This is a genomic window from Syntrophotalea acetylenivorans (genome assembly GCF_001887775.1).
GTDB lineage: Bacteria > Desulfobacterota > Desulfuromonadia > Desulfuromonadales > Syntrophotaleaceae > Syntrophotalea_A > Syntrophotalea_A acetylenivorans.
Genome location: NZ_CP015519.1, coordinates 544,277 through 569,818, shown reverse-complemented (window position 1 = coordinate 569,818; position 25,542 = coordinate 544,277). Strand labels below are relative to the sequence as shown.

Genomic DNA, 25,542 nt, shown 5'->3' with positions numbered 1-25,542 from the left:
CTTCCCTCCACTCGCTAAGAAATTACTCTATGATTATTGAGCTGCAACCCACCTGCTGATCTCTCCCTAAAAAAGCCCCAATTGATCGTCGTCGGTAAGTCGCGGAAATTTTACGGGATATTCGCCATTAAAACAAGCATCACAGAAATTACCGCAGGTACCGTCTTCGACCCCCACTACTTTGCGCATGCCTTCAATGGACAGATAACCGAGGGTGTCGGCCGTAATATATTTACAAATCTCGTCGATAGTGTGAGACGAAGATATCAATTCCTTACGGGTTGGCGTGTCGATTCCGTAAAAACAGGGATAACTGGTCGGCGGCGAAGATACTCTCATATGTACCTCCTTTGCGCCTGCCTTGCGAATCATTTTGATGATTTTTCGTGAGGTGGTACCCCTTACCACGGAATCATCGACAACAACGACCCGCTTACCCTCAAATACCTCGCGAATGGCATTCAGCTTGATTTTAACACCGAAGTGACGAATAGACTGTTGCGGCTCGATAAAGGTACGACCGACATAATGATTGCGGATCAGCCCCATTTGGAAAGAAAGCCCAGACTCCTCGGCATAACCGATTGCAGCCGGCACCCCGGAATCCGGAACAGGTATCACAATATCCGCATCAACCTTATGTTCCCGCGCCAATTGCCGACCGAAATCTTTACGTTTTTCATAGACCTGTTGACTAAAAACAGTGCTGTCCGGACGAGCGAAGTAGATCAATTCAAAAATACATTGAGATAATTTTTTTTCTTTAAAAGGATGCGAACAGGTCATGCCGTCTTTGTCAAAAACAATCATTTCTCCAGGCTGGACCTCACGAACATATTCAGCCTCGATAAGATCTAGAGCACAGGTCTCAGATGCAACGACGTATGCGCCGTCGACTTTTCCGAGGACCAGTGGCCGGAAACCGCTCGGATCACGCACGGCGACCATCCGCGTTTCACTCAGAAAGACCAAACTGTAGGCGCCCCTTACGGCCCGCAAAGCTTCAGCTATACGGTCAGCAAGGGCATCTGCCTTAGAACGAGCGAGAAGATGAACTATGACCTCGGTATCGGCCGTGGTGGAAAAAATTGAACCGTTCTTTTCCAGGTCACACCGCACTTCCTGCGCATTGACCAGGTTGCCGTTATGAGCTACGGCGATACTGCCGCGGGAGTATTTAACCGTTATGGGTTGGCAGTTTTTAAGACTGTCCCCGCCCGCCGTAGAATAACGAACGTGGCCGATAGCCGCCTGCCCGGGAAGACTATTGAAAATCTTGTTGTCTTTGAACACATCGGAAACCAAACCACCACCAACATGGGTACGAACACTCGAACCGTCAGAAGCGGAAATGCCGCAGCCTTCCTGACCGCGATGCTGCAGAGCATAAAGCCCAAGATAACTCAAATTGGCGGCCTCAGGATGACCGAATATACCGAAGACACCACATTCATCGTTAAATTTATCGAACATAAAACCACTTCCCGGCATGCGATATGCCTAGCAAATCTGACTCACCTTGGTATGCATCCCAGCGCTACATAGCACCAGTTTGTAAAACGTCAATATCGAACTCTTCTTGTGGCTACAACAACTCTTCACGAATAAATTTAACAGCATTCTGGTAGAGCCACAAACCCATGCCCTCTTCCGGAAGATCTTCCTCACGGGTCCAGCGAGGATGCTGGGTGCGATGGACATAAGCTTCCGGGTGAGGCATAAGGCCAAACAAGCGACCGCTTTCATCGCACAATCCGGCGATCGCTGCAGCAGAACCGTTGGGATTGGCTGGATATTCCATTGTCGGTGCAAAATCGGCGGTGCTGTACTTTAGAACGGACAGATTTTTGGCCTCAATATCCTTAAGAACCTGATCCGATTCGGCAACCAACTTCCCTTCCCCGTGACGTACCGGCAAATAAATGCCGTCCAGGCCGCGGGTAAAGACACAAGGGGAATTCGGATCGGTTTTAAGGTAAACCCAACGATCTTCAAAGCGACCGTTATCATTGAAGGTCAACGTGGCGGACTGGCGCAACTCACCGTCCAGAGCGGGCAACAACCCCATTTTGACCATCAGCTGAAAGCCGTTGCAAACCCCCATGATCAGCTTGCCGTCAGCAATAAACTGCCGCAGATGATCACTAAGATGGTCACCGCTACCGGCTACTGGCGCATGCAACAGGCGATTGGCGCCGGCCTTGGCCGAACCAAGGTCATCGCCGTCCAGGAACCCGCCGGCCAGATTAAGAAAGTGATAGTCGGAAAGCAGCACCCGGCCCGCAAGGAGCTCAGAGATGTGGACGATATCGACCACTTCGGCGCCGGCCAGACGAATGGCGTGAGCCGTCTCCCGCTCACAGTTGGTCCCGTTGCCGGCAATAACGATGGCTTTAACTTGCTTGGACATTCCTTACATCTCCCTTAACGGCGATTGCCACGCCTCTTTGAGATCATCGATAGTGGAGCGAACCAGTACCTCTCCCTTCAGTCCCACGATCCGCAATTCCTGATCTTCGGTCACCTCGCCGAGCAAGGAAACATCCTGATTGTTAAACAGGGACTCGAAAGCTTGTTGATTGGCAGGTCGCACGGTTACCAGGAGACGGCTCTGCGATTCGGAAAAGAGCAGCGCGTCTTCTCGTATTCCCTCTTCTCGCTTAACCTTGCGCAGATCTGCCCGAATGCCGAACCCCCCTGCAAAGGCTTTTTCAGCCAGGGCAACACCCAATCCGCCATCGGACAGATCGTGACAGGAAGCGATTAACCCCTCTTGCTGAGCTCGATTAAGGGTGCGGTAGCGCTGTAAGGCCGTAGCAGCATCAACTTTCGGTACATTAGCACCGAGGTGACCCAACATGTCGTAGTACTCGGAAGCACCAAGTTCGTCAAGGGTTGTGCCGAGCAGGTAGACCAGGTCGCCAGGACGCTTAACGTCCATGGTCACCCCTTTACGGATATCCTCGGTCTTGCCTATAACGGAAAAGAGCACCGTCGGCGGAATAGAAATTTTGGTGTCGCCGATCTGGTAATCATTCTTCATCGAATCCTTGCCGGAAACCAGCGGCACGTTAAAGGCGACACAGTAGTCGTAAAGGGCTTTATTGGCCCTCACCAGCTGGGCGGCCTTGTATTCCCCGTCGGGAGTACGGTCGCTTTGAACCGGGTCGCACCAGCAGAAGTTGTCGAGACCGGCGACATGATCGATGTTGCCACCGACAGCCACATAGTTGCGAAGGCCTTCGTCGATAGCACAGGCCATCATATGGTAGGTATCGATATCGCTGTATCGGGGGCAGATACCGTGGGCGGTAACGATGCCTTCGAAGGAATCGGGCAAAGGCCGAATCATGGGCGCATCGGCGGGTCCATCGTTTTCCACGCCGACCAGCGGCTTAAGGACCGTAGCACCCTGAACCTCGTGGTCGTAGCGCCGCACCACGCTCTCTTTGGAACAGATATTGAGCCTCGCCAGCAGATTATGCAAAGTGGCGTTCATATCGAGGGGCTGAGCGACTTCCGGCTCTTTGTGACCACGGTCTTCCCAGCGGGCCTTAAGCTGGAGCTGAGGGACACCTTCATGAATAAAGTCCATGGGCAGATAACAAACGGTCTTCCCGGCATATAAACAGTGGTAGTAACCCGAATCGGTAAACTCACCGAGATCGGTAGCTTCCACGTCCATCTGCTTGGCCAGGTCGATAAATTCTGCCATCTTTTCCGGCGGTACCGCCAGGGTCATGCGCTCCTGGGCCTCGGAGATGAGAATTTCCCAGGGCTGCAAACCGGTGTATTTAAGAGGTGCCCGGTCCAGATGCATTTCAAAACCGCCGGTATCCTCGGCCATCTCGCCCACCGAACTCGACAAACCACCAGCTCCATTGTCGGTAATAGAGCGATAGAGGCCACGATCGCGAGCAATCAGCAGAAAGTCAAACATCCGTCGCTGGGTAATGGGATCGCCGATCTGTACCGCAGTAACCGGTGATCCCTCATGCAGCTCTTCGGATGAAAAAGTAGCCCCGTGGATGCCATCTTTGCCGATACGACCACCCGTCATGACAATACGGTCGCCAGCCAGGGCCTTTTTCACATGGCCAGGCTGACCATGCAACTCAAGGGGCATCAGGGCAGCCGTCCCACAGTAGACCAGAGGCTTCCCTGCAAAACGGTCATCAAAGACAATAGAGCCGTTGACGGTAGGAACACCGCTTTTATTGCCCCCATGCTCTACTCCTTCAACGACCCCTTCAAAGATACGGCGCGGATGGAGCAGTCGCGGCGGCAGGGGATGGGCGTAAAATGGGGAAGCGAAGCAGAAGACATCGGTATTGAACATCAACCGGGCCCCCATACCGGTACCGAAGGGGTCACGGTTAACGCCAACAATACCGGTCAAGGCACCGCCGTAGGGATCGAGAGCGCTCGGAGAATTATGCGTCTCGACTTTGAACACCAGGCTCCATTCGTTATTGAAACGAATAACTCCGGCGTTGTCCTTAAAGACTGACAAACAGATATCTTTGTCACCCATGGCCTCCCGGATGGTACGGGTCGCGCCTACGATATAGGTTTTAAACAAGGAGTCGATGGTTTCGCTATTGCCTTGGCCATCATCATATTCAATATTGGCGGCAAAAATCTTGTGCTTGCAGTGCTCGCTCCAGGTTTGAGCCAAGGCTTCCAACTCGACATCGGTCAAGGAAGCCCCAAGGCCGACCTTGGCACGTTCTGCGGAAGTAGCGGGATCGGCAGCAAACCGCTGGATTTCCTGCATCTCTTCGAGGTTAAGGGCCAAAACACCGTCACGGCTGATCCGGAGCAATTCTTCGTCGGCCACGGCAAGGTCTATCTGTTGAACCTTGGGCTCGGCAGTACTGACCACTTTGGGGACAGAGACAGGCACGCCTTTGCTGTGATCAAACTCACTGGAAGAAATGATCTCCCAGCGTTGAATGAGACCGTTACCGAGAAAACCCGACGCAATACGTTCGGTGACAGTTCGGTCAAGCTGCCCTTTAAGGAGATATTGAACCGATGTATAAACCCCCTCGTCGGCTACCAACTCTCTTCCGGTAAGGTATTGCAATGCCTCGCCGGCAGTACGACCGACGTTGTCGGTAACACCGGGTCGATATCCCACCTCGACAAGCATGTCAAAATCAGAAGCTAAGGGCCGATCAATAGCCACTTGTTGAATCACAGGGTCAGAGAAAGGGCCGCTGGCCGCCGCTTCGATCTGCTCGGCAGTAAGTTCGGCATCGACGGTATAGACGTCGATAGTCCGAACCCCTTCCAGATGTATACCAAGATGTTCTGCGATCTCACGGCGGACCCTTTCGCCGCGGGCGTCACGCACGCCTTTTTTCAATCCGACTTCGATTCTCCAAGCCATATCATACTCCTTAACAACTAATTATTAATCAAGACGACAGCCAATAAGTAGAAAAGGCCTGGATTATTCGGCCACGAAACAGCTACTGGGCTGTGCTTGAGTTCCGATCATTACTTGGGGGTTACAGCTGTTCTGGGCCGACAGAACCTGACGAGCACTAACTTCGGCTAATTGCGGACAATTATTGGTATCACTCAGATGGGCCAGGAAGACCCCTTCAAGACCGTCCCAAACCAGATCGGACAGCAAGCCGGCGGCCGATTCATTGGACAGATGGCCATGATTGCTGCGAATCCGTTGCTTAAGATGCCAAGGATAAGGACCCTCCATAAGCATCTGTTGGTCATGATTGAACTCAAGAATCAGCACCCGACAGTGTCGATAGCGCTCTACAACCAGCCGAGTGGTCATGCCAAGGTCGGTCAGTACGCCGACCTTGCCGGCAGGCGTGTCGACAAGATAGCCGACAGGAGCCACGGCATCATGGGTCAGGGGCACCGTTTCAATTTGCACATCCTGAAACACCAGGGTATTGCCATCATCAAATTCACGACAATCATCAAGGCGGCCCGGGTTGCGCAACGCCAAACGAGTTTTATGATGAACAAAGACCGGCAGTTTATAACGCCTCGCCATGGGCCCCAGTCCCCGGCAGTGATCACCATGTTCATGGCTCACCAAAACCGCATCAAGAGAGTGCCCGTCGACCCCGACCAACTCCAGTCGGCGATTGATTTCACGAGCCGACAGTCCGGCGTCAATAAGCAATCGACTGCCTCCTGATTCAACAAGGATGGCATTTCCCTTACTGCCGCTGGCTAACAAACATACCCGCAAACAAACTCTCCAGCGCCCGGGATGAGAGCGCAAACGTCTAAAATCTATACATTTTACCAGGAATCCAGGCAAACCAACCGGAGGGCCAAAAGGGCAAGCCGCAAACGGACTCTTCACCATGACTTTATTGACACCCTAGGAGGCGGTCTTTTCATACCATAACAGGCACCAAAGTACAACCGGACAAATCCCACTTCAATTAAATTTCAAATGGCAAAAGCGGTTGACGGTTTAGAGGCAATTCGTTATTATTGCCATTTTGTGGAAACATCTAACTAACTGCTTAACTTATTGAATTTAAAATGGTTTTATCTTCAGAAAGCTCATCCCTTTTTTCCCGGAAGCAATGCGGAGCGACTCAAACATGGCGATAAAAGCGGCAATCAATGGCTTTGGCCGTATCGGTCGCAGCATCTTTCGCGCAGCCTGGCTTGCCGATGATATAGATATTGTCGCCATCAACGACACTAGCGATGCATCTGCCTTAGCCCATCTATTAAAATATGATTCGGTACAGGGCATTTTTGACGCCGAGGTTATTGCCGAAGGCAACTCCCTGTTGATCAACGGCAAGAAAATTGCCGTATTGACCCAACCGGACCCCGGCGCCCTCCCCTGGCGTGAACTTGGTATCGAGGTCGCCATAGAAGCTACCGGTCAATTTACCGCACGACATCAGGCAGAGGCCCACCTGCAGGCTGGAGCCTCACAGGTTATCATTACCGCACCCGGAACAGACCCTGATGTCACCATCTGCATGGGTGTCAACGAATCCGTTTACAACCCGCAGCGCCATCGCATCGTTTCCAATGCCTCCTGCACCACCAATTGTCTGGCCCCCGTGGCCAAAGTATTAATGGATAATTTCGGCATTATCAAGGGAATGATGACCACCGTCCATGCTTACACCAACGGTCAGCAGATCCTCGACCACCTGGACGAGGACCCCCGTCGATCCCGTGCTGCCGCGCTGTCCATCATACCTACCACCACCGGTGCTGCTCGTGGTGTGGCCCGGGTATTACCTGAACTGGAAGGTCGCCTTGATGGCATCTCGGTGCGGGTGCCGACTCCAAACGTCTCCCTGATTTCGCTGGTAGTCGAAACCAAGCATCCAACTTCCATTACCGAAGTTAACGATAAGTTGCGAATAGCGGCCACTTCAAACTTCAAGGGAATTCTTGAATATTGCGAACAACCCCTCGTTTCTATAGACTTTAATGGCAACCCGGCTTCTTCTATCGTCGATGCCTTGTCAACGAACGTCATAGGCGGCAACATGGTTAAAGTTCTGGCCTGGTACGATAACGAATGGGGTTATTCCAACCGGGTAGTAGAACTTCTGCGCCATATTTGCTATTCCTGACAGGGCATAGCTGTCTACAATACTTAAGAACTTTCACTATTCCACCACAAGCCGGCTGTTCCTTTGCAGCGAACATGCGATACAGCTTTATTTTATCAGGGAGGATTGTCTATGCTGAACAAGATGACGGTCAAGGATATCGACTGCCGAGGTAAACGGGTTTTCTGCCGCGTTGACTTTAACGTACCCCTGGATAGCGACGGCTGCATCAGCGACGACAACCGTATTGTTGCCGCACTTCCAACCATACGCCACATTCTTGACCAGGGTGGCCGCTTAATCCTTGCCTCCCACCTCGGTCGCCCCAAAGGACAGCCCAAGACCGAATTCAGCTTAAAGCCTGTCGCTGAGCATTTATCAAAGCTGCTCAACCTCCCCGTCATCATGGCTCCAGACTGCATCGGCGCCGAAGTAGAGACTCTCGCCAAATCCCTCCAAGATGGGCAAGTCATGCTGTTGGAAAATGTCCGTTTCCATCCTGGCGAAACAACCAATGACCCACATTTTGCCGACCAACTTGCCAGCCTGGCTGAGCTCTATGTCAATGACGCTTTTGGCACCGCCCATCGCGCCCATGCATCGACAGCCGGCGTCGCACAACTCCTCTCCCCGGCTGCAGCAGGTTTTTTAATTGAGAAAGAAATCCGTTACCTTGGACAAGCAGTAGCCGAACCGGTCCGTCCCCTGGTTGCCATTATCGGCGGCGCAAAGGTAAGCGACAAGTTACCGGCCATAGAAAATCTGATCAATAAAGTGGACACTCTGCTCATCGGCGGCGGCATGGCCTATACCTTCCTGCGTGCTCAAGGCTTCAACCTCGGCACATCCCTCGTAGAGGAAGATCGCATTGCATTAGCCAAGGACCTTCTGAGGCGAGCAGTAGATCACGGCGTTAACCTGGTGCTGCCACAGGATCATGTTGCAGCATCAGAGTTCAGCGCGGAAGCAGACCATCAGGTTTGTGGCAACGACAACTTCCCTGACAACCGGATGGGGCTTGATATCGGCCCTCAAACCATAGAAGAATACTGCCAAATCGTATCAAAGGCGGGCACCGTGCTATGGAACGGCCCAATGGGGGTTTTCGAATTTCCGGCATTTGCTAAAGGCACGTTTTCCATTGCCCAGGCTTTGGCCGACTCTAAAGCTGTATCGATTATCGGTGGCGGCGACTCAGTGGCGGCAGCGAACAAATCCGGACTTGCCGATCGCATGACCCATATTTCCACTGGAGGTGGCGCTTCCCTTGAATTTCTTGAAGGCAAAGAGCTGCCTGGTATTATGGCCCTGAACGACAAACCCTGATCTCCACTATCCCTCGACAATACCGGCTGCCTCGCATCGAAGTAGTCGATCAGGTTATTAAGAAGGAGACCTTATGCGCACACCGATCATCGCCGGCAACTGGAAACTGAACAAAACAGTTGACGAAGCTCTGGGGCTTGCCAAAGCCCTCAAGGAACAACTGAACGATCTGAAGAATGTTGAAATTATCGTTGCCCCCCCGTTCACGGCCCTGGCACCGCTGGCGGAAGCCCTTAAGGACAGCCCTATCCTTCTTGCAGGACAGAACTGCTATCCAGCGGAGGGCGCATATACCGGAGAAATCTCCCCCACCCTCCTGAGGGATGTCGGTTGCCGCGCTGTCATAATAGGTCATTCTGAGCGGCGCCATCTTTTTGCAGAAACTGATGAATTTATCAATCAGAAGATTAAGGCCGCCCTGGCTGCGGGACTTAGGGTCATTTTCTGCATAGGTGAGACCTTGACTGAGCGCAACGAAAACCGCACCTTCGAAGTTCTGGAAAGCCAGACCCGCAATGGTCTTTCAGGTCTTGATAGCGCATCAATGAATCGCCTGACTGTAGCCTATGAACCGGTATGGGCTATCGGCACCGGTCAGACCGCCAGCAACGAACAGGCCCAGGAAGCACACCACTTTATTCGCGAACTACTTGGAAACCTGTTTGATTCGTCCGTAGCAGAAAACACCAGAATTCTTTATGGCGGAAGTGTTAAGCCCGAAAACATTGACGGTCTTATATGCCAGGCGGATATCGATGGGGCCCTGGTGGGTGGCGCCAGCCTTAAGGCAGGCGACTTTATTCGAATCGCCCGGTTTAAACAAAGCTGACTTTTTTCTTCCCTGCCCAGGCCATCTATGTTAATTTTACGGGTCTCAATGTAATTATATTTAAGGAGAGTTTCCGTCTATGACCACCCTGCTGTTAATTGTTCATATAGTAGTCTGTTTTGCCCTGGTTCTAATTGTCCTTTTGCAAGGCGGAAAAGGGGCCGACATCGGTGCGACTTTTGGCGCAGGATCCAGCCAGACGGTCTTTGGAGCCACCGGAGGTCAAAGCTTCATGGGCAAGTTGACAACCGGGGCGGCCGTCATATTCATGTTGACCAGCCTGCTCCTCGCCTATTACTACGCCAAACCCGGTGCTGACAGCATTATGCCCGAGTCGATCGGCCAGGCAGTTTCGCAAACCGAAAAATCTACTGCCGAGCCAGTTGTCGTACCGAACGCCGAGGAAGCAACACCCCCTGAAAAAACCAAATAATTTCGACTTGTCAGAAATTTATTATTGACAGGTCTGACGCAACAAAGTATAAAACAATCCGTTCGATGCCGAAGTGGTGGAACTGGTAGACACGCCGTCTTGAGGGGGCGGTGACTTAACGGTCGTGCGAGTTCGAGTCTCGCCTTCGGCACCAAAAAGAATTAAAAAAACGACCACAGTTATTGTGGTCGTTTTTTTGTTTAATTTCAAAACTTATTGTTACTATCTATAGCTACATTGTTTATCTTGCCTTAATATCCCATTTCCATTAAATTTACTCCATTGTCTGCAACCTCTTCTACAATAGGAGTCTACCATGTTCCGGAAATGCCTTTGTTTAACTACCATCGCATTAGTGATGTTATGCTCCGTCGCTTGCCAGGCCGACAAACCAAAAGTCGACATACAAGAAGGATTATGGGAAATTACCACCGTGATTAAACTGCCTGGCATGCCCATGCAGATGCCGCCGGTCAAATCCACCCAATGCATCAGCCAGGATGACCTGATCCCACAAACGCAGCAACCGGACCAACCCGATCAGCAATGCGATATCTCCAATATGACTACTACCGGCAACACGGTGACCTATGACATGGTCTGTTCGTCCCAAGGCAACACGATGAAAGCTAACAGCTCCATCACCTACGAAAAGAACAAGATGCAGGGCAACATGACGGCCACCATGGAACCGAGCAATATGACTATGACCTATACCCTAACCGGCAAGCGCATCGGTGACTGCGGAAGATAATCCTCCTTATCGCATCTATTTAGAGTAACAAAGTAAAAACGACAAAAGCCGCTTCGAGAATATCGAAGCGGCTTTTGTCTTAACGACCTATGCGGTGAACAATCCTTCTATTTAAAGGAGCGTTCAAATAGGCTGATTATCGCCTCACGACCGTTTTCCTGTAAATATCGAGTACCGGTGCCGGCGAAGTGCACATCGCTGATGACAGGCTCTTGATCGCCGCTTAGGGCGACCCAATCGAATTCGACCCAATGGTACCAACCATCTTGTTTTTGATCGAAAACATATAAAGGCTTATTGCAAAGTTTGGTAAACTCAGCTCCCCAGCCGGTACCACCCTTGACGGTCTTATCGTCCAGGATCTCCCCTATAACAAAGATCTGCTGGGCATGATTGATTTGGTACCAGATGGTCTGCAGGATCTTACGGATCGTAGGGCTGGCAGTATAGCGCCGATTAAGTAATCGTGACACATACTCCAGGCTCACATCACCATTTTTCAGTTCTTCGTGATGCAAAACACGCAAACCCCTTTGACGAACGATGGTATGCCCTTCAAAGGTAAAATTAACTTCTTCGATACCATGGCGTTCGGCATTGGCACCAAACTCAGCCTCCGCCCCTTTGGCCCCGCCACTGAAAAGGATAAAATCTTCCTTGTTCATGTTGTGTCCTTTCGGTAAACAAGCTGTCAGTGTAGTGGATGCGGCGCACGGCAAAACTAGTGACTGCGCCGGACTTCAAGAATCTATCCCGAGCAAATGCCCCTCTACTTGCCTTTCCTCATCTTACCTTTCTTCTTGCTGCTTTTTTCCGTAGTCTTCTTGTCTTTAGGCTAATCGTCTTTGGACTGCTTGTCCTGACCATTACCTGCGCCTTTGGTTTTGCCTTTTTCTGTTTTTGCTGAAAACTTTTTTCTTTTTAGTTCAACGCAACTGTTTTCTTTGTCGAGGTCGGTTCGACCAAAATGGTGGGATCAGGATGCCCGTCACCGCCCTGCGAAAAAGGTGACCCTATGTTATCAACGGGGAAAACCGCCATCCCCTTACGGCGGAAAATCGCCAGCAGATAGCAATTCTGGCCGATGGAAAACCGCTAGTTTCCGCTGCTTTGAGCTGGGTTGTGCCTCCAGCCAGAGCAAGCAAACCAACGACACTTTGGCTGGCTAACCCGGACTTCTCGGCGGCAATAGCCTGACAAGAATCTTTTTCTTCCGATGAGAGCAGCGAACCCTTTGCCTCATGAATTGCTGGACGTTTCCGACCATAGCACCCTTTTGATCAAAGGCATCCTAAATGAAAAACAAGTCCGTACATTATGCCTTAACGGCCAGAGCTCCTTCAATCTGTTTACAAAGAGTCTGCAACACCTTGATTCGGGCAAAATATTTATTGTTGGCTTCTACCAAAGTCCAAGGCGCGATTTCAGTACTGGTACGGTCAATCATGTCGCAGACCGCCGTTTGGTATTCATCCCACTTTTCGCGGTTGCGCCAATCTTCGTCGGTAATCTTGAATCGCTTGAAACCAATCTTTTCTCGTTCTTTAAAGCGCCTCAACTGTTCTTCCTTGCTGATGGCGAGCCAGAATTTAACCACCACTATTCGGTGGCGTGCCATCTGTTCCTCAAAATCATTGATCTCGCCATAGGCACGCATCCAGTCGTCCTGAGAACAATAGCCTTCTACCCGTTCGACAAGCACCCGACCGTACCAGGACCGATCAAAGATCGCAAAACGTCCCCTGCGCGGCAAATTTCGCCAAAAGCGCCACAGGTAGGGCTGGGCAAGTTCTTCATCGGTGGGCGCGGCAACCGGAACAACCCGATAGGAACGAGCATCGAGGGCCTGTATGACCCGTCGAATGCTGCCCCCCTTACCAGCAGCATCATTGCCTTCAAAGACGGCCATCACGGAAATATTTTTAAAATCCGGGTGACGGGAGAGGAGATTTAACCGCCCTTGCCATTTGGCCAACCGATCACGATAGTCGCTCTTTTTAAACGACTGTTGTAAATCGAGGGACTGTAGAATCCTCAGCCCGTCAATGGCAGTCGTCAGTGGTGGTAACGTTTCAGCGCCGGAAGTCTTTACTGTGACACCAAGACGCCGTACCAGCGACTTGTGGATCAACTGTCCGATAGTCAGGTAACGATAGCGTGAATCAGCCCCTTCCACAATATTCCAGGGAGCTTCGACAGTACTGGTGGTGCGTAACATGCGTTCGGAAATTTGTCGAAACCTGTCGTACAACTTATAGTGACGCCAATCAGTTTTAGTGACTCGCCAGCTGGTTTTAGGATCGGATTCGAGTTCCTTAAGACGCTTTTTCTGTTCTTTTTTTGACAAATGTAACCAGAACTTGAGAATCAGCCCCCTTCCCGAACAAACATGTTTTCAAAACGAATGATTCGGTCGAGGCGCTGATCGAATTCAGCGTTACTGATATTGCCATAAACATTTTGAATCAGAGGCGTGGAGTACCAGGTACCGATAAAGACACCGATTTTACCCTTGGCCGGCAGCGCCCTCCAGAAACGAAACATGGGAGGACGTTCCAATTCTTCATCCGTAAGATCACGCAGAGCATGGGTTTCCACATGGCGTGGATCAAGCCATTCATTCAGGATGTTAACTGTTTCGCCTTTACCGGCGCAATCGACACCGGCAATCAGGATCAGCACCGAGAACTTTTTACTCTGCAACAGGTCGAGCTGCGCATCGAGCAGGTTTTCTCGCAAGGAGGGAACTTGCTGCTTGTAGACCTCCTTGTCAATCCGATGACCCAGTTCAGCAGATTCGAACATGAACACTCCTTGTTCGTAACAACTCCCTGACGAATCGTCGACCAGTCCTTTCCATCATAGGTTTTTTTTAAACAATTTCAAGGCAATTCACTTAATCCATCAAAACATGCTTACTGTCCGATGCAATAAATACTGGCATTTATTTGAAGTCATTGCCCTCCCCTCCTCTGACGCAAAAGCTGCATCCGCGTATTTCTATCTAAAAACCTATATAGATAGTGTCAGGAATCAGGTCCGCTGAGTATCTTTCTGATGACTAATAAATCCTGACAACGCTAGAATCAATTTAATACAAAATGCAGAACGGCCCAACCTGTTTCCATAAGTTGGGCCGTTCGACGTTCTGGTAAACGTGACATATCGTAGAAGCTTACCTGTTTGCCCATTAGGTTAATCTTGATGAAAAAATCTAAGTTTTTAAAATTCAATTGATTTAACAATAATAAATATTAAGCTTAAATTTAGGCTAAGCATTTGTAAGTGCATGAAAAACAAAGTTTCCCATCCTGTTTCATTCACGAGTTGAGTTGCGCAGGCAGGGTGAACCATCACACCATACGAGCAATAAGGAGGCACAGTATGAAAATTGCTGGAAGAACATGGTGGGTTGTCGCTTTTGGGGTAGCGGTTGCTGTGCTGATTGGCACAGGCGGTGCTTTGACACCAATGTGCAGAGCTCAGGAGCCGATCGTCTATCCGAGCCAGGGACAGGCCCCGGACCAGGTAGAAAAAGATAAATACGATTGTTACCAGTGGGCCAGGCAGCAGACCGGCTTCGACCCCATGCAACCTCCAACGGCGCAGACCCCTCCCCCCCAGCAGAAGGGAGGCGCATTGAAAGGTGCCGCCGGCGGAGCTCTGCTAGGGGCCGCAGTGGGGGCCATTGCCGGTGATACAGGTACAGGAGCGGCCATCGGAGCGGCCTCCGGAGGGATTATCGGCGGTGCCCGGCGCCGGCAGAGCAGCCAACAACAGGAGCAGTGGGCCCAACAGCAGCAGGCAAGCTACGAGCAGCAGCGTGGCCAGTACAACCGGGCCTGGGGAGCCTGCATGGAGGGCAAAGGCTATACGGTGAGGTAGCCCGGGGTTTCCCGGCACATAAACTCATAAGGAGCAAGTCATGATACGAAAATCACTGCTTTACACACTTGCGATACTCCTGGTGGCTGTCCCGCTCGCTGCTGAAGAGATGACCTCCCGCCTCTGCACTCTTACCAGGGCCTACGAATGCACCGCGGATGGAGAGTGCGGCGAATTGACCATCGAGGAGATGGCCCTGCCCCGTTTCGTAAGGATCGACCTCGATAAACAGACCATCGTCTCCCTCGACAAAGCGGTCAAAAGGAACGATACCAAGATCAACCTGATCAAGCAGCTGGAGGAAATTACTGTTCTACAGGGGGTTGAGCAAAGAGGGTGGAGCATTGCCTTGGGAAAAGAATCAGGCAATCTGACCCTGAGTGCTGCTGGCGACGGTCACGGGTTCATGGTGTTCGGCGCCTGCCTTGATCCTAGGTGAGGGCAACGCGTTCCAACCGCTCGGCATGGACGTCAGGGCACTGTTTATTCAACCCAGGCACACCCATGCCACAACCGGGTTTAAGAGGAGGGGAAAAATGAAAAAATGTTGGTGCTTGCTGGCAATTTTAGTCTTAGGGCTGTTAACCACACCAGTCTGGGCAGCCGCTGGTGGTTGGAAATGCGAGATAGCCCCTTACATGTGGGGGGTAGGCATTGATGGCGACATTACCGTGAAAGGAACGAAGGTCGAGGTCGATGTCGGCGTGGAGGATCTGATCGACAAGGTCGATTTCGCCGGCGGCCTGCTGGCGGTGGTTCAAAAGGGGCGTTGGGTAAACTGGCTGCAGGTGGATTATTTCGAGATCAGCGATGACGAAAACGTCGGCAAAATCGAGGGCTCCAAAGTTGAAGTCGAATCGGACACCTTGCTTCTGACCGTTGCAACGGGCATCCAGGTCGATGGCTGGAAAAAAGGCATGACCTTTGACATTCTTGGCGGGCTTCGTTATACGCGCATGGACAACGAGCTGACCATATCCGGAAATGCCTCCGCCTCGGGCAGCAGGAAAACCGACATCTATGATGGAGTACTGGTTGTCCGCCCAAGTTTTCAGCTCAGCAAGCGCTGGCGATTCAATCCAACTCTTTCAGTCGGCGCAGGCGACTCGGACCTGACCTATGAACTGCAGCCGCAGTTCCAATTCCACTTCAACGACACCTGGATTGCTCGATTGGGGTACCGTCGTCTCTACTATGACACCGAAGGCAGCAGCGGCAACAAATTCGATGCCGCTTTCCACGGCTTTATTCTTGGTTTGGGAGGAACCTTTTAAAGGTTCCCCGGAAAAGTCTCGGTTGAGGATCTGGGGTTTTCAGTAGATAGATAAAGATGAGCTAAATGGATTCCAGGACAACGAAATTCCATATCTGACGGCAGTCGAATAACGGAGGCAGCGAATGAAAAAAACAGCAGCTTTTGGCCTATTCAGCCTGGCGCTGGGAACAGCCTGCGCAGCCACGGCACAGACCGGCTTGGATCGCACCACCTTACCGATTCCTGACCCCCAGTATCCGAACAGCAGCACCCTGGATGTCAGGGATGCCACACCACCGCCTCGCTTCGAGGTAAAAGCCCCTGACGGAGCGCCAAATGTGGTAATCGTTCTGGTTGATGACCTGGGATTTGCGGGGACCAGCACCTTCGGCGGACCGGTTTCAACCCCTACTTTCGATCATGTGGCTGAAGAGGGGCTCAGCTACAACAACTTCCATACCACTGCCGTTTCCTCCCCGACCCGGGCAGCCATTAAGAGCGGGCGCAATCATCACGTCAACAACATGGGCGGAATCATCGAGACCGGCACGGCCTTTCCCGGTAATACCGGCCAGATCCCGAACAGCGTTGCGCCTGTGGCCGAGATGCTGCGCCTCAACGGCTACAGCACCGCGGCCTTCGGCAAGTGGCACGAAACCGCAGCCTGGGAGGCGAGTATCGCCGGCCCTCTTGACCGCTGGCCGACCCGCCAGGGCTTCGACAAGTTCTACGGTTTTCTCGGCGGCGAGACCAACCAATGGGCGCCGTTCATTTACGACGGGGTGCACCCGGTCGAACTGCCGGAGGATCCGAACTACCACTTTCTCAACGACATGACGGACCAGACGGTCGCCTGGATCCGCTACCAGAAGGCGTTGACCCCGGATAAGCCTTTCTTTGTGTACTTTGCGCCGGGCGCCACTCACGCGCCGCACCATGTGCCGAAAGAATGGATCGCCCGCTGGAAAGGCAAGTTCGATCAGGGTTGGGACAAGCTGCGCGAGGAGATCCTGGCGCGACAGATAGAGAAAGGCATTGTTCCCAAGGGCACCAGGCTCGCCCCCAAGCCCACGGCTATCCCGGACTGGGATACCCTGAATGCTGACGAGAAGAAGCTCTTCGCCCACCAGGCAGAGGTGTTCGCCGCTTATGTCGAGATGACCGACCATGAGATCGGCCGGGTCATTAAGGCCATCGAGAGTGCCGACCAGCTCGACAATACCCTGATCTTCCTGGTCTACGGCGACAACGGCACCAGCGCCGAGGGTGGTCGAAATGGCATGTTCAGTGAAATGACCTACTTTAACGGCGTACAGGAAAAGGTCGAGGACATGATCAAGGTCATGGACAAGTGGGGCGGGCCAGAGACCTATCCGCATATGGCCGCAGGCTGGGCGGTGGCCTTTGACACCCCCTACAAGTGGACCAAGCAGGTCGCCTCGGACCACGGCGGCACCAAGGTCGGCATGGCCATTCACTGGCCCAGAGGCATCAAGACCAAGGGCGAAATGCGCACCCAGTTTCACCATGTAATCGATGTCGCGCCGACTATCCTCGAAGCTGCCGGTCTGCCCGAGCCCAAAAAGGTCAACGGCACTCCGCAGGTCCCCATGGACGGAGTGAGCATGGTCTACAGCTTCGACGATGGCGAAGCTAAGGATCGGCATGTCACCCAATACTTCGAGATGTTCGGCAACCGGGCTATCTACCACGCCGGCTGGTTCGCGCGAACCATCCACAAAGCTCCGTGGGAAAGGCAACCACGCCGCGGCCTCGCCGAAGATATCTGGGAGCTTTACGACACGCGCAGCGACTTCAGCCTGGTGAACGACCTAGCAAATAAAAAACCTCAGAAACTCGCGGAACTGCAGGCCCTGTTCCTGTCGGAGGCCGAGAAGAATTATGTGTTGCCTATAGACGATCGAGTCTTTATGCGTCTCAATGGGGATCTGGTAGGACGTCCGGATGTGATGGCGGGGCGGACTTCGCTAACGCTCGCTGAAGGCATGACTGGTATGACCGAGAATGTCTTCCTGAATATTAAAAACAAGTCTAAGACCATCACCGCCGTAGTAGAGGTGCCGGAGGATGGCGGGAACGGCGTTATTCTTGTCCAGGGCGGACGCTTCGGCGGCTGGGCCTTGTATGTCAAAGAGGGGGTTCCGGCTTACGATTACAACTTTCTCGGCCTGCATCGAACCACGATTTCTGCGAAGGAGATATTACCACCCGGCAAGTCGACCATCCGTTTCGAGTTCGCCTACGACGGTGGCGGACTAGGCAAAGGAGGAGAAGCCACACTTTACGTGAACGGGAAGCAGGCCGCCCAGGGCCGTATCTCCCGCACCCAGCCGATAATCTTCTCGGCCGATGAAACCGCCGACGTGGGCATCGACCTGGCCACTCCTGTGGTCGAAACCATAGGCTCCGAGAGGGCATCGAAGTTCACCGGAAAAATCCCCAAGGTCACTATCGAAGTGGAAGAGGTAAAGAAGCCTGAAACAGCACAAGCGGATTAGCTCCGCAAGGCGGTCACCCCAAGAAGATATTGTCAAACTGAAAAGTGAAATTGTCTCCCAAGAGAAGGGCATGATGCCCTTCTCTTGGGAGGGCTTTTTTATCTGGCAGCAAAGGAAAAAGCCGATGGGTCACATAACATCCAGATTGAAGCACGAGCTTGTCGAAGCTATCCCGGCGGCAGTGTTCTTTTTTATTGCGTTTCAGGTGATCGCTTTTACGCAGGCACTTATGCTCCGGCAGTACGGTATCCAGGTATCCACCTTTGTGACCGCAACCATCGCGGCGCTGGTTGTCGCCAAGGTGGTTCTTCTGGCGGACTTGCTGCCGTTTATGAGTCGATTTCGTAAGAAGCCGCTTATTTTCGGAGTGCTGTGGAAAACCATCATCTACATGATCGCTGCACTGTTGGTAAGTTATATCGAGCAACTACTTCACTTTGTGCGGGAACATGGAGACCTTGCTCGGGCTAACAGGCACCTGCTTGACGAGGTCGTTTGGCCACATTTCTGGGCCATTCAGATCTGGCTGTTGATTATTTTTCTCGTTTTCTGTTCGCTACGGGAACTTATTAGAATTCTAGGCCGTGAGCGCATGGCTCGCATATTTTTTGGCCCCTCTGGAACCCGGGTTGACCAAGGTCATGAATAAAATGAGTCACCTCGATTGTTCATCCGCTTTCTTCTGATAATTTTAAATGAGTCTCCTCAGCTAAGGAACTAGCCAAAATATCTGTAGCAAGACCATCCTCTTTGGCAAAAGGACGCATTTTATGAAATGGAAAAAAGACTGTTGGTTAACCCGTATTTGCATGGCAGTTGTCGCTTTCATGGTTTTTGTACCAGGGTGCGCCCAACTCGAACGGCATACGGCATTGCCCGCTGCCTTGCAAGGTCGGGGGGAAATCCCCGGCCTTCCCGGCGTACGCTATCGGGTCGGAATAGACAATACCGAAATGGCCCTGGAGGGAATCGAGTGCAACAAAAGAGAACTGTCCTACCTGGCAGTCCTCGGCCATGAAGCCCCCATGCCGCCGGCCATTGCTTTGGCGATTTCCGGCGGCGGCGACAACGGAGCTTTCGGCGCCGGCTTGTTGAACGGCTGGACGGCTACCGGCAACCGGCCGGAGTTCAAGCTGGTGACCGGCATCAGCACCGGTGCCCTGATTGCCCCCTTTGCTTTTCTGGGACCGCAATACGACGACACGCTGAAGGAGGTATATACGAACATATCCGGCCAGGACATCGCGAAACCACGCAATATCCTGGCCGCCATTTTCAGCGACGCCATGGCGGACAACGCTCCTTTATGGCGCCTGTTGGAAAAGCATATCACTCGTGAAATGCTGGACGCCATCGCTGCTGAATACCTCTCCAGAGGAAGGCTTCTGTTGGTCGGCACCACCGACCTGGACGCGCAACAACCGGTGATCTGGAACATGACCAAAATCGCCGCCAGCGACGACCCCAAAGCGCTCAAACTGTTCCGGACCATCATGATCGCCTCCGCGGCCATTCCGGGAGCTTTTCCGCCGGTACTGATCGACGTGACCGTTGATGGCAAGCACTATCAGGAAATGCATGTTGACGGCGGTGCCACGAACCAGGTCTTTGTCTACCCCCCCTCTATACACATTGAGGAGGTCCAGGCGGCCACGCATCAGCGCGAAAGAATGGTCTATGTCATTCGCAACAGTCGCCTGGATCCGGAATGGAGCCAGGTAGAACGACGGACCCTGTCGATTGTCGGCCGGGCCATATCCTCCCTGATCCAGACCCAGGGCATAGGTGATCTGGATCGAATCTACCTGATCGCGAAACGGGACGAAGCGGATTTCAACCTTGCCTTTATCCCGGCAACCTTCGATGCACCTCACGAAGAGGAATTCGATACAGAATACATGCGCCAGCTTTTCGAGGTAGGTTACGAAATGGCCGCCAAGGGCTACCCCTGGCACAAAGCGCCGCCAGGCTTCGCTTCGGTAGAATAATTCGGAAGGTTCAATAGTTTTTCCTCAAAAAAGGAGGCAGTCATGGGCAATCAAAAATTCAAGAAACTGTCCGAATTCCACTCGGATTATCTGAGAAAGATCGCGATAGTCGTTCCCTGCCTGATCACCATGATCGTTGCCGCCGGGTGCGCCTCGACCAAGGTAGATCGCAAACAAGTCGTGAGCGGCAAGCTGCCCCGCCCTGCGCACATCTGGGTATATGACTTCGCCGCTACGCCGGCCGATCTTCCGATCCACTCCACGCTGGCCGCGCAGTATGCCGAACACAGCACCCCCCAAACGGCCGAGCATATCGCCGAAGGGCATGCATTGGGTGCTGAAATCCAGAGGGAGTTGGTATCTCAGATCCGCGACATGGGTTTAATTGCGCAACATGCAACCGGAAGCACAAGACTGCAACTCAATGACCTCGTCATCCAGGGCTATATCGTTTCCTTTGAAGAAGGGGAAACCTCCAAGCGCGTTCTGGTCGGATTGGGCTCCGGTTCGTCCCATTTGAATGTAGCGGTCGAAGGTTTTCAGATGACGAATCAGGGGCTACGCAAGCTGGGTGGTGGCACGACCGAGGCCGGCGGCGGAAAAACTCCCGGGGCCGCAGTGGGAGCTGCTGCCTGGATCGCCACGGCCAATCCGCTGGGACTCATTGTCAGCACCGGTGTGAAATTACATGAAGAAAAAACCGGTAGCGGCAAGGTGGAGGGTCGGGCCAAGCAAACCGCCAAGGAACTAGCAGAGGTGCTCAAGATGCGCTTCCAGGAACAAGGCTGGATCGACTAAGTGAACGCTGAGAGACCCGGCATCCTATCAATTTAAGCAAAGACACAAATCTGGCAAGTTCCGCTGAGGACAGAAAAGGGGAAGTTTTGATAAGCAACAGCTCAGCGGATGATAACGCCGCATGCGCAGCTCAGGGTATTCACATCGTGGCTAAGCCGATCGGGCCGCTCTGCAACCTCAGTTGCGCATACTGTTTCTATCTGGAGAAGATAGCTCTTTACCGTGCCAACGAAAATTACCGGATGTCGGACAAGACGCTGGCCACCTTCGTCCGGCACTATGTCGAAACCCAGCCGACCCCGGTGGTGGAGTTCGTCTGGCAGGGAGGGGAACCGACCCTCCTAGGCGTCGATTTCTTCTGTCGGGTGGTCGAACTGCAAAGGCCCTTCGCAAGCCTGAAGACCATCACCAATGTCCTGCAGACCAATGGCACCCTGCTCGACGACGATTGGTGCCGTTTTCTGAAGCAGCATCACTTCATGGTCGGCCTCAGCCTCGACGGTCCACGGGAGATACACGACCGCTACCGGCGCGACCGCCAGGGGGAAGGCAGTTTCGACGCCGTCATGCGAGGGCTGAAGCTTTTGCAGAAGCATGGCGTGGAGTACAACGTCATGGCCAGCGTCGCCCGTGAGACAGCACGAAAGCCTCTGGAGGTCTACCGCTTCTTCAAAGACGAGGGAGTCGAGTTCATCCAGTTCGTTCCGATTATCGAACGACTACCGGCCGCGGCCGAACAGGAACTCGGTCTCAACCTGGCCGGACCGGCAGTCCTCGACCGGGAGGAAACAAACACAGCGGTCACCTCCTGGACAGTGCTTCCGGAAGAATACAGCGATTTTCTCATCGCCATCTACGAGGACTGGGTGCGCAACGACGTCGGTCAAACCTTCGTCATGAACTTCGAGTGGGCGCTTAACGCGTGGCTTGGCAACCCCTCCCCGGTATGCATCCACGCCAAACAGTGCGGCGGATCGGTGGTAATCGAGCACAACGGCGACCTGTTTGCTTGCGATCACCATGTCTATCCGGAATACCGGCTCGGCAACATCAGCTCCGACGACCTGGCCCGAATGGTCGACACGTCGCTGCAGTCGGGTTTCGGCCAGAACAAGGAAAGCTCCCTGCCGCGCTGGTGCCGGGATTGCGAGGTGTTGGCGGCCTGCCAGGGCGGATGCCCCAAGCACCGTTTTGCCCGCAGTCCTTACGACGAATCTGGCCTACACTATCTCTGCGCCGGCTACCGGAAGTTTTTCCGCCACATCCGTAAATACCTGCGGGCGATGACCACCCTTCTGGAGCACGGGTACCCTGCTTCCCAAGTCATGGAGGCGATCAAGGGGCCGCTGGTGATCCCAAAGAGGCCGACGGACTCGGGGGGACAAAAGAAGAACTGTCAAGAATAGCCCATACCAAAGCAGTCCTCCCGCTTAATCCGGTCCGCCTGAAAAGTATTCTCCGTTTATATCGTAAGCTTCCCCCTCCCGGCTCATTTTTCTTTTATGGCCAATTGGCCGTTGAATTTGTTACCCAATTCGCTACCCAAAACAAAACAGCCACCTAGCAAAAACTGCTAAGTGGCTGAAATATTTGGCGGCCCCGTCGGGATTCGAACCCAAGACCTACCGCTTAGGAGGCGGTTGCTCTATCCAGCTGAGCTACGGAGCCAAAAGGAAATTTTATAGCGTATGCCAAAAAGATTGGCAAGGCCTTTCTTGTGGCGTTAATACCGCAGCAGGCTGTAAACTTTTCCTTCAGGCAAACGATCACGCCCTTTTAGAAAATCCAATTCGGCCAAAAAGGCACATTCAACGACCTCGGCACCAAGCTGTTCGACCAGAGCCACGACCGTCGATACCGTACCCCCAGTAGCCAGCAAATCATCGGCGACGATGACCCTGTCCCCTTTATGAAAAGCGTCTTCATGAATCTCCAGGGTGTCAGTTCCATACTCGAGCTCATAGCTCTTGCAAACGGTCTTATAGGGCAGTTTCCCGGGTTTTCTCACCAAAGTAATGCCGCATCCCAACTTATAGGCCAACGCAGCTCCTAAAATGAAACCTCGTGCCTCAACACCGACAACCTGATCAATTTTTTTATCAAGGTAACGGTGTGCTATCAGATCTACCATGCGATGAAAACTTTTAGCGTCTGCCAAAAGAGTGGTTATATCTTTAAAGACAATTCCTTTTTTAGGAAAATCGGGTATATCCCGAATAGCATTTTTCAAGTCATCCACAATCAGTTTCCCCTCCGGCAAAACAGATAATATTTACCAATAACAAATAAAAAGACTTTACCTGTGACAATCACTGTCTGCTTGCTAGGTCCTGTTCCATAAAGGCCCTGCTTTCTGCTTCCTTTTCTTCCATGATCTTACGTAACTTGTCAAGGCTTTTGGCTTCTATCTGCCTAATCCTTTCGCGCGTAACTCCGAACTTTTGCCCAATAGTATCCAACGTCTGTGGTTCCCGATCTTCAAGTCCAAAACGAAGCACCAGAATTTCTCGTTCATTGTCTGCTAAAGATTCGAGCCATTCCTGGATGTGAGCGAACTTGTCTAAATCTTCAAGGAAAACCGAAGGATCATCAGCATTGGTATCTTCGATGGTGTCTATGAGGCTATAATCTCGATTCTCGCCCATGGGGTGTTCAATAGAATAGGTCTTTTTTACCAGGACCATAAGGCGTCGGATATAGGCAGGCTCAACACCCATAGCCTCGGAAATTTCCTCAACCTGGGGTTCCCGATTAAACCGATGAACTAATTCCCGGCTAATTTTGATAAATTTGTTTATATCGTCGGACACATGAACCGGGAGCCGTATAGTACGGCTCTGATTAACCAGGGCCCTTTCAATGGACTGCCTTATCCACCAGGTAGCATAGGTGGAAAAACGACATTCCTTGCTTAACTTGAAACGTTCGACCGCCTTGATCAGCCCCATGTTTCCTTCTTCGATTAAATCCAGAAAGGGCAACCCTCGGTTCATGTAACGCTTAGCAATTTTCACAACCAGGCGCAGGTTGGACTCGATCATGTGATCGCGTGCGGCCATATCTCCGGAAGCAATGCGTCGAGCCAGGGCACGTTCTTCTTCGGCTGTGAGAAGTTTGGTCTTTTGAATTTCTTTCAGGTAGAGCTTGATCGCATCATCACCAGAAGAAGTATCTTCATCTTCAGCCGTGCGCTTTTTCTTTTTAGTTACCGGAGCGCATGCCAATTCTTCCTTCTCAGAGTCTTCTGCATCGGCGGGACTGCTGCTATCGGTTAATTCGTCTTCGCTGAAATTGGATTGATCCGTCATAACTGAGCACACCTCCAAAACTGGGATTAACGTTCGCTTTGGAACTTTAAGGCAACAACGCTAAGGGATTGACCGCCTCTTTGCCGCGCCTTATTTCAAAATGCAGCCTGGGATTCCCCCCGGCAGGAGGCTTCCCCGCCAAGGCGATTTTCTGCCCCTGACTTACAAAACTGCCGGACTTGACAAGGTTCGCCTGATTGAATCCATATACGGTAAAATAAGAATCATCATGTTTTAAGATAATAAGATTACCAAAACCTTTAATGCCATCGCCGCTATAGGTTACTTTGCCTGCAGCTGCGGCAACAATCGCGCTACCGCCTCTAGCGGAGACTTCAATGCCTTTATTGGCATGCTTTCCATTTTGGCCGAACTTTTTAATCACCTTCCCCTGAACTGGCCACACAAAAACGCCTTTTGTCGCCATGGCTTTCTTTGTAGGCTGAACAGGGCGTGGCACTGAACGAGAAACCGGTTTGCTGGATTGTTTCTTTGTCGCAGGCCTGCTTGCTTGTCGAGCCACAGGCTTTTGGGATTTTCTGGTAGGTAGTTTAACCGATTTTTTGCTTCTGGCAACCGCCATGGGGGGAACATATTTTACTGAATCAGCGCCAGGGATAAACAGCCGTTGTCCCACCTCAAGTTGAGACCGGTCCGTCAACCTATTGATACGAGCTATATGATTTACATCGACGCGGTAAACGTGTCCAATCCGGTAGAGCGTTTGACCACGCTTAACTGTGTGATAGACGCCTTTGGGCGCAGCACAGCCAGAAAAAAACAAGAATAGCGCTAGCAGCAGCGCCAAGCGCAACGCACTAAACATGGATCAGCGTCCTCTCCAAGCCGATATATCCGATTGGCATCCCA

At 52.3% G+C, this 25,542-nt stretch carries 21 protein-coding genes, 2 tRNA genes and 1 pseudogene; 14 read left to right on the top strand and 10 right to left on the bottom strand.

The features are described from left to right. Positions 1-66: 66 nt before the first annotated feature. The 4 genes from purF to A7E78_RS02610 all read right to left on the bottom strand — a co-directional run bounded on the left by purF (position 67) and on the right by A7E78_RS02610 (position 6,220). Positions 67-1,473 (bottom strand): amidophosphoribosyltransferase, encoded by a 1,407-nt coding sequence (purF, locus tag A7E78_RS02625; protein ID WP_072282795.1) that lies wholly within the window; start codon positions 1,471-1,473, stop codon positions 67-69. A 112-nt stretch (positions 1,474-1,585) separates the two neighbouring features. Then, complete coding sequence (locus A7E78_RS02620; protein ID WP_072282794.1) at positions 1,586-2,410, bottom strand: phosphoribosylformylglycinamidine synthase subunit PurQ; 825 nt, start codon at positions 2,408-2,410, stop codon at positions 1,586-1,588. Positions 2,411-2,413: 3 nt separating this feature from the next. Further along, positions 2,414-5,395: a phosphoribosylformylglycinamidine synthase subunit PurS gene (locus A7E78_RS02615; RefSeq protein WP_072282793.1), complete on the bottom strand. Its 2,982-nt coding sequence runs from the start codon at positions 5,393-5,395 to the stop codon at positions 2,414-2,416. A 63-nt stretch (positions 5,396-5,458) separates the two neighbouring features. Next, positions 5,459-6,220 (bottom strand): MBL fold metallo-hydrolase, encoded by a 762-nt coding sequence (locus A7E78_RS02610; protein ID WP_335743855.1) that lies wholly within the window; start codon positions 6,218-6,220, stop codon positions 5,459-5,461. A 376-nt stretch (positions 6,221-6,596) separates the two neighbouring features. Between A7E78_RS02610 and gap the strand changes: the two genes are divergently transcribed. From gap to A7E78_RS02580, 6 genes are all read left to right on the top strand, one after another. Next, positions 6,597-7,598, top strand: a complete 1,002-nt coding sequence (gene gap, locus A7E78_RS02605) for a type I glyceraldehyde-3-phosphate dehydrogenase (protein WP_072282791.1) — start codon at positions 6,597-6,599, stop codon at positions 7,596-7,598. Positions 7,599-7,709: 111 nt separating this feature from the next. Next, entirely contained in the window at positions 7,710-8,903 is a 1,194-nt protein-coding gene (locus A7E78_RS02600) for a phosphoglycerate kinase (RefSeq protein WP_145924829.1), read from the top strand. Between the two features lie 73 nt (positions 8,904-8,976). After that, positions 8,977-9,732, top strand: coding sequence for a triose-phosphate isomerase (gene tpiA / locus A7E78_RS02595; protein WP_072282789.1), 756 nt, complete (start codon positions 8,977-8,979; stop codon positions 9,730-9,732). Positions 9,733-9,811: 79 nt separating this feature from the next. Then, positions 9,812-10,165: a preprotein translocase subunit SecG gene (secG, locus tag A7E78_RS02590; protein WP_072282788.1), complete on the top strand. Its 354-nt coding sequence runs from the start codon at positions 9,812-9,814 to the stop codon at positions 10,163-10,165. Positions 10,166-10,232: 67 nt separating this feature from the next. Next, a tRNA-Leu gene (locus A7E78_RS02585) sits at positions 10,233-10,319 on the top strand. A gap of 162 nt (positions 10,320-10,481) precedes the next feature. Then, positions 10,482-10,919 carry a DUF3617 domain-containing protein gene (locus tag A7E78_RS02580; RefSeq protein ID WP_072282787.1) on the top strand — a complete coding sequence of 146 codons (438 nt, stop codon included), beginning with the start codon at positions 10,482-10,484 and terminating at the stop codon, positions 10,917-10,919. A gap of 107 nt (positions 10,920-11,026) precedes the next feature. Here A7E78_RS02580 and A7E78_RS02575 read toward each other — a convergent pair whose 3' ends face one another. Both A7E78_RS02575 and pap read right to left on the bottom strand, forming a co-directional pair. After that, positions 11,027-11,584, bottom strand: coding sequence for a hypothetical protein (locus tag A7E78_RS02575; RefSeq protein WP_072282786.1), 558 nt, complete (start codon positions 11,582-11,584; stop codon positions 11,027-11,029). A gap of 650 nt (positions 11,585-12,234) precedes the next feature. After that, a pseudogene (pap, locus tag A7E78_RS02570) lies at positions 12,235-13,724 on the bottom strand (polyphosphate:AMP phosphotransferase). Positions 13,725-14,303: 579 nt separating this feature from the next. Between pap and A7E78_RS02565 the strand changes: the two are divergent. The 8 genes from A7E78_RS02565 to A7E78_RS02530 all read left to right on the top strand — a co-directional run bounded on the left by A7E78_RS02565 (position 14,304) and on the right by A7E78_RS02530 (position 22,770). After that, positions 14,304-14,804 carry a glycine zipper family protein gene (locus A7E78_RS02565; RefSeq protein ID WP_072282785.1) on the top strand — a complete coding sequence of 167 codons (501 nt, stop codon included), beginning with the start codon at positions 14,304-14,306 and terminating at the stop codon, positions 14,802-14,804. Positions 14,805-14,844: 40 nt separating this feature from the next. Continuing rightward, complete coding sequence (locus A7E78_RS02560; protein WP_072282784.1) at positions 14,845-15,243, top strand: hypothetical protein; 399 nt, start codon at positions 14,845-14,847, stop codon at positions 15,241-15,243. Between the two features lie 97 nt (positions 15,244-15,340). After that, positions 15,341-16,078 (top strand): outer membrane beta-barrel protein, encoded by a 738-nt coding sequence (locus tag A7E78_RS02555; RefSeq protein WP_072282783.1) that lies wholly within the window; start codon positions 15,341-15,343, stop codon positions 16,076-16,078. Between the two features lie 124 nt (positions 16,079-16,202). Continuing rightward, positions 16,203-18,578, top strand: coding sequence for an arylsulfatase (locus A7E78_RS02550; protein ID WP_072282782.1), 2,376 nt, complete (start codon positions 16,203-16,205; stop codon positions 18,576-18,578). 70 nt (positions 18,579-18,648) lie between these two features. Beyond that, positions 18,649-19,227 (top strand): hypothetical protein, encoded by a 579-nt coding sequence (locus A7E78_RS02545; RefSeq protein WP_083552569.1) that lies wholly within the window; start codon positions 18,649-18,651, stop codon positions 19,225-19,227. Between the two features lie 121 nt (positions 19,228-19,348). Beyond that, the gene (locus tag A7E78_RS02540; RefSeq protein ID WP_201258026.1) at positions 19,349-20,566 is read left to right on the top strand and encodes a patatin-like phospholipase family protein; all 1,218 of its coding nucleotides are present in this window, start codon (positions 19,349-19,351) and stop codon (positions 20,564-20,566) included. 42 nt (positions 20,567-20,608) lie between these two features. Next, positions 20,609-21,364 carry a DUF4410 domain-containing protein gene (locus A7E78_RS02535; protein ID WP_083552567.1) on the top strand — a complete coding sequence of 252 codons (756 nt, stop codon included), beginning with the start codon at positions 20,609-20,611 and terminating at the stop codon, positions 21,362-21,364. Between the two features lie 86 nt (positions 21,365-21,450). After that, complete coding sequence (locus A7E78_RS02530; RefSeq protein WP_201258025.1) at positions 21,451-22,770, top strand: anaerobic sulfatase maturase; 1,320 nt, start codon at positions 21,451-21,453, stop codon at positions 22,768-22,770. Between the two features lie 185 nt (positions 22,771-22,955). Here A7E78_RS02530 and A7E78_RS02525 read toward each other — a convergent pair. From A7E78_RS02525 to A7E78_RS02510, 4 genes are all read right to left on the bottom strand, one after another. Continuing rightward, positions 22,956-23,032 (bottom strand) — tRNA-Arg (locus A7E78_RS02525). Between the two features lie 55 nt (positions 23,033-23,087). Then, positions 23,088-23,603: an adenine phosphoribosyltransferase gene (locus A7E78_RS02520; protein ID WP_072282781.1), complete on the bottom strand. Its 516-nt coding sequence runs from the start codon at positions 23,601-23,603 to the stop codon at positions 23,088-23,090. 70 nt (positions 23,604-23,673) lie between these two features. Continuing rightward, positions 23,674-24,672, bottom strand: a complete 999-nt coding sequence (locus A7E78_RS02515; RefSeq protein ID WP_072282780.1) for a sigma-70 family RNA polymerase sigma factor — start codon at positions 24,670-24,672, stop codon at positions 23,674-23,676. 46 nt (positions 24,673-24,718) lie between these two features. Next, a complete protein-coding gene (locus A7E78_RS02510) occupies positions 24,719-25,498 on the bottom strand; it encodes a peptidoglycan DD-metalloendopeptidase family protein (RefSeq protein ID WP_072282779.1) in 780 nt (259 codons plus the stop codon). Between the last annotated feature and the right edge of the window lie 44 nt (positions 25,499-25,542).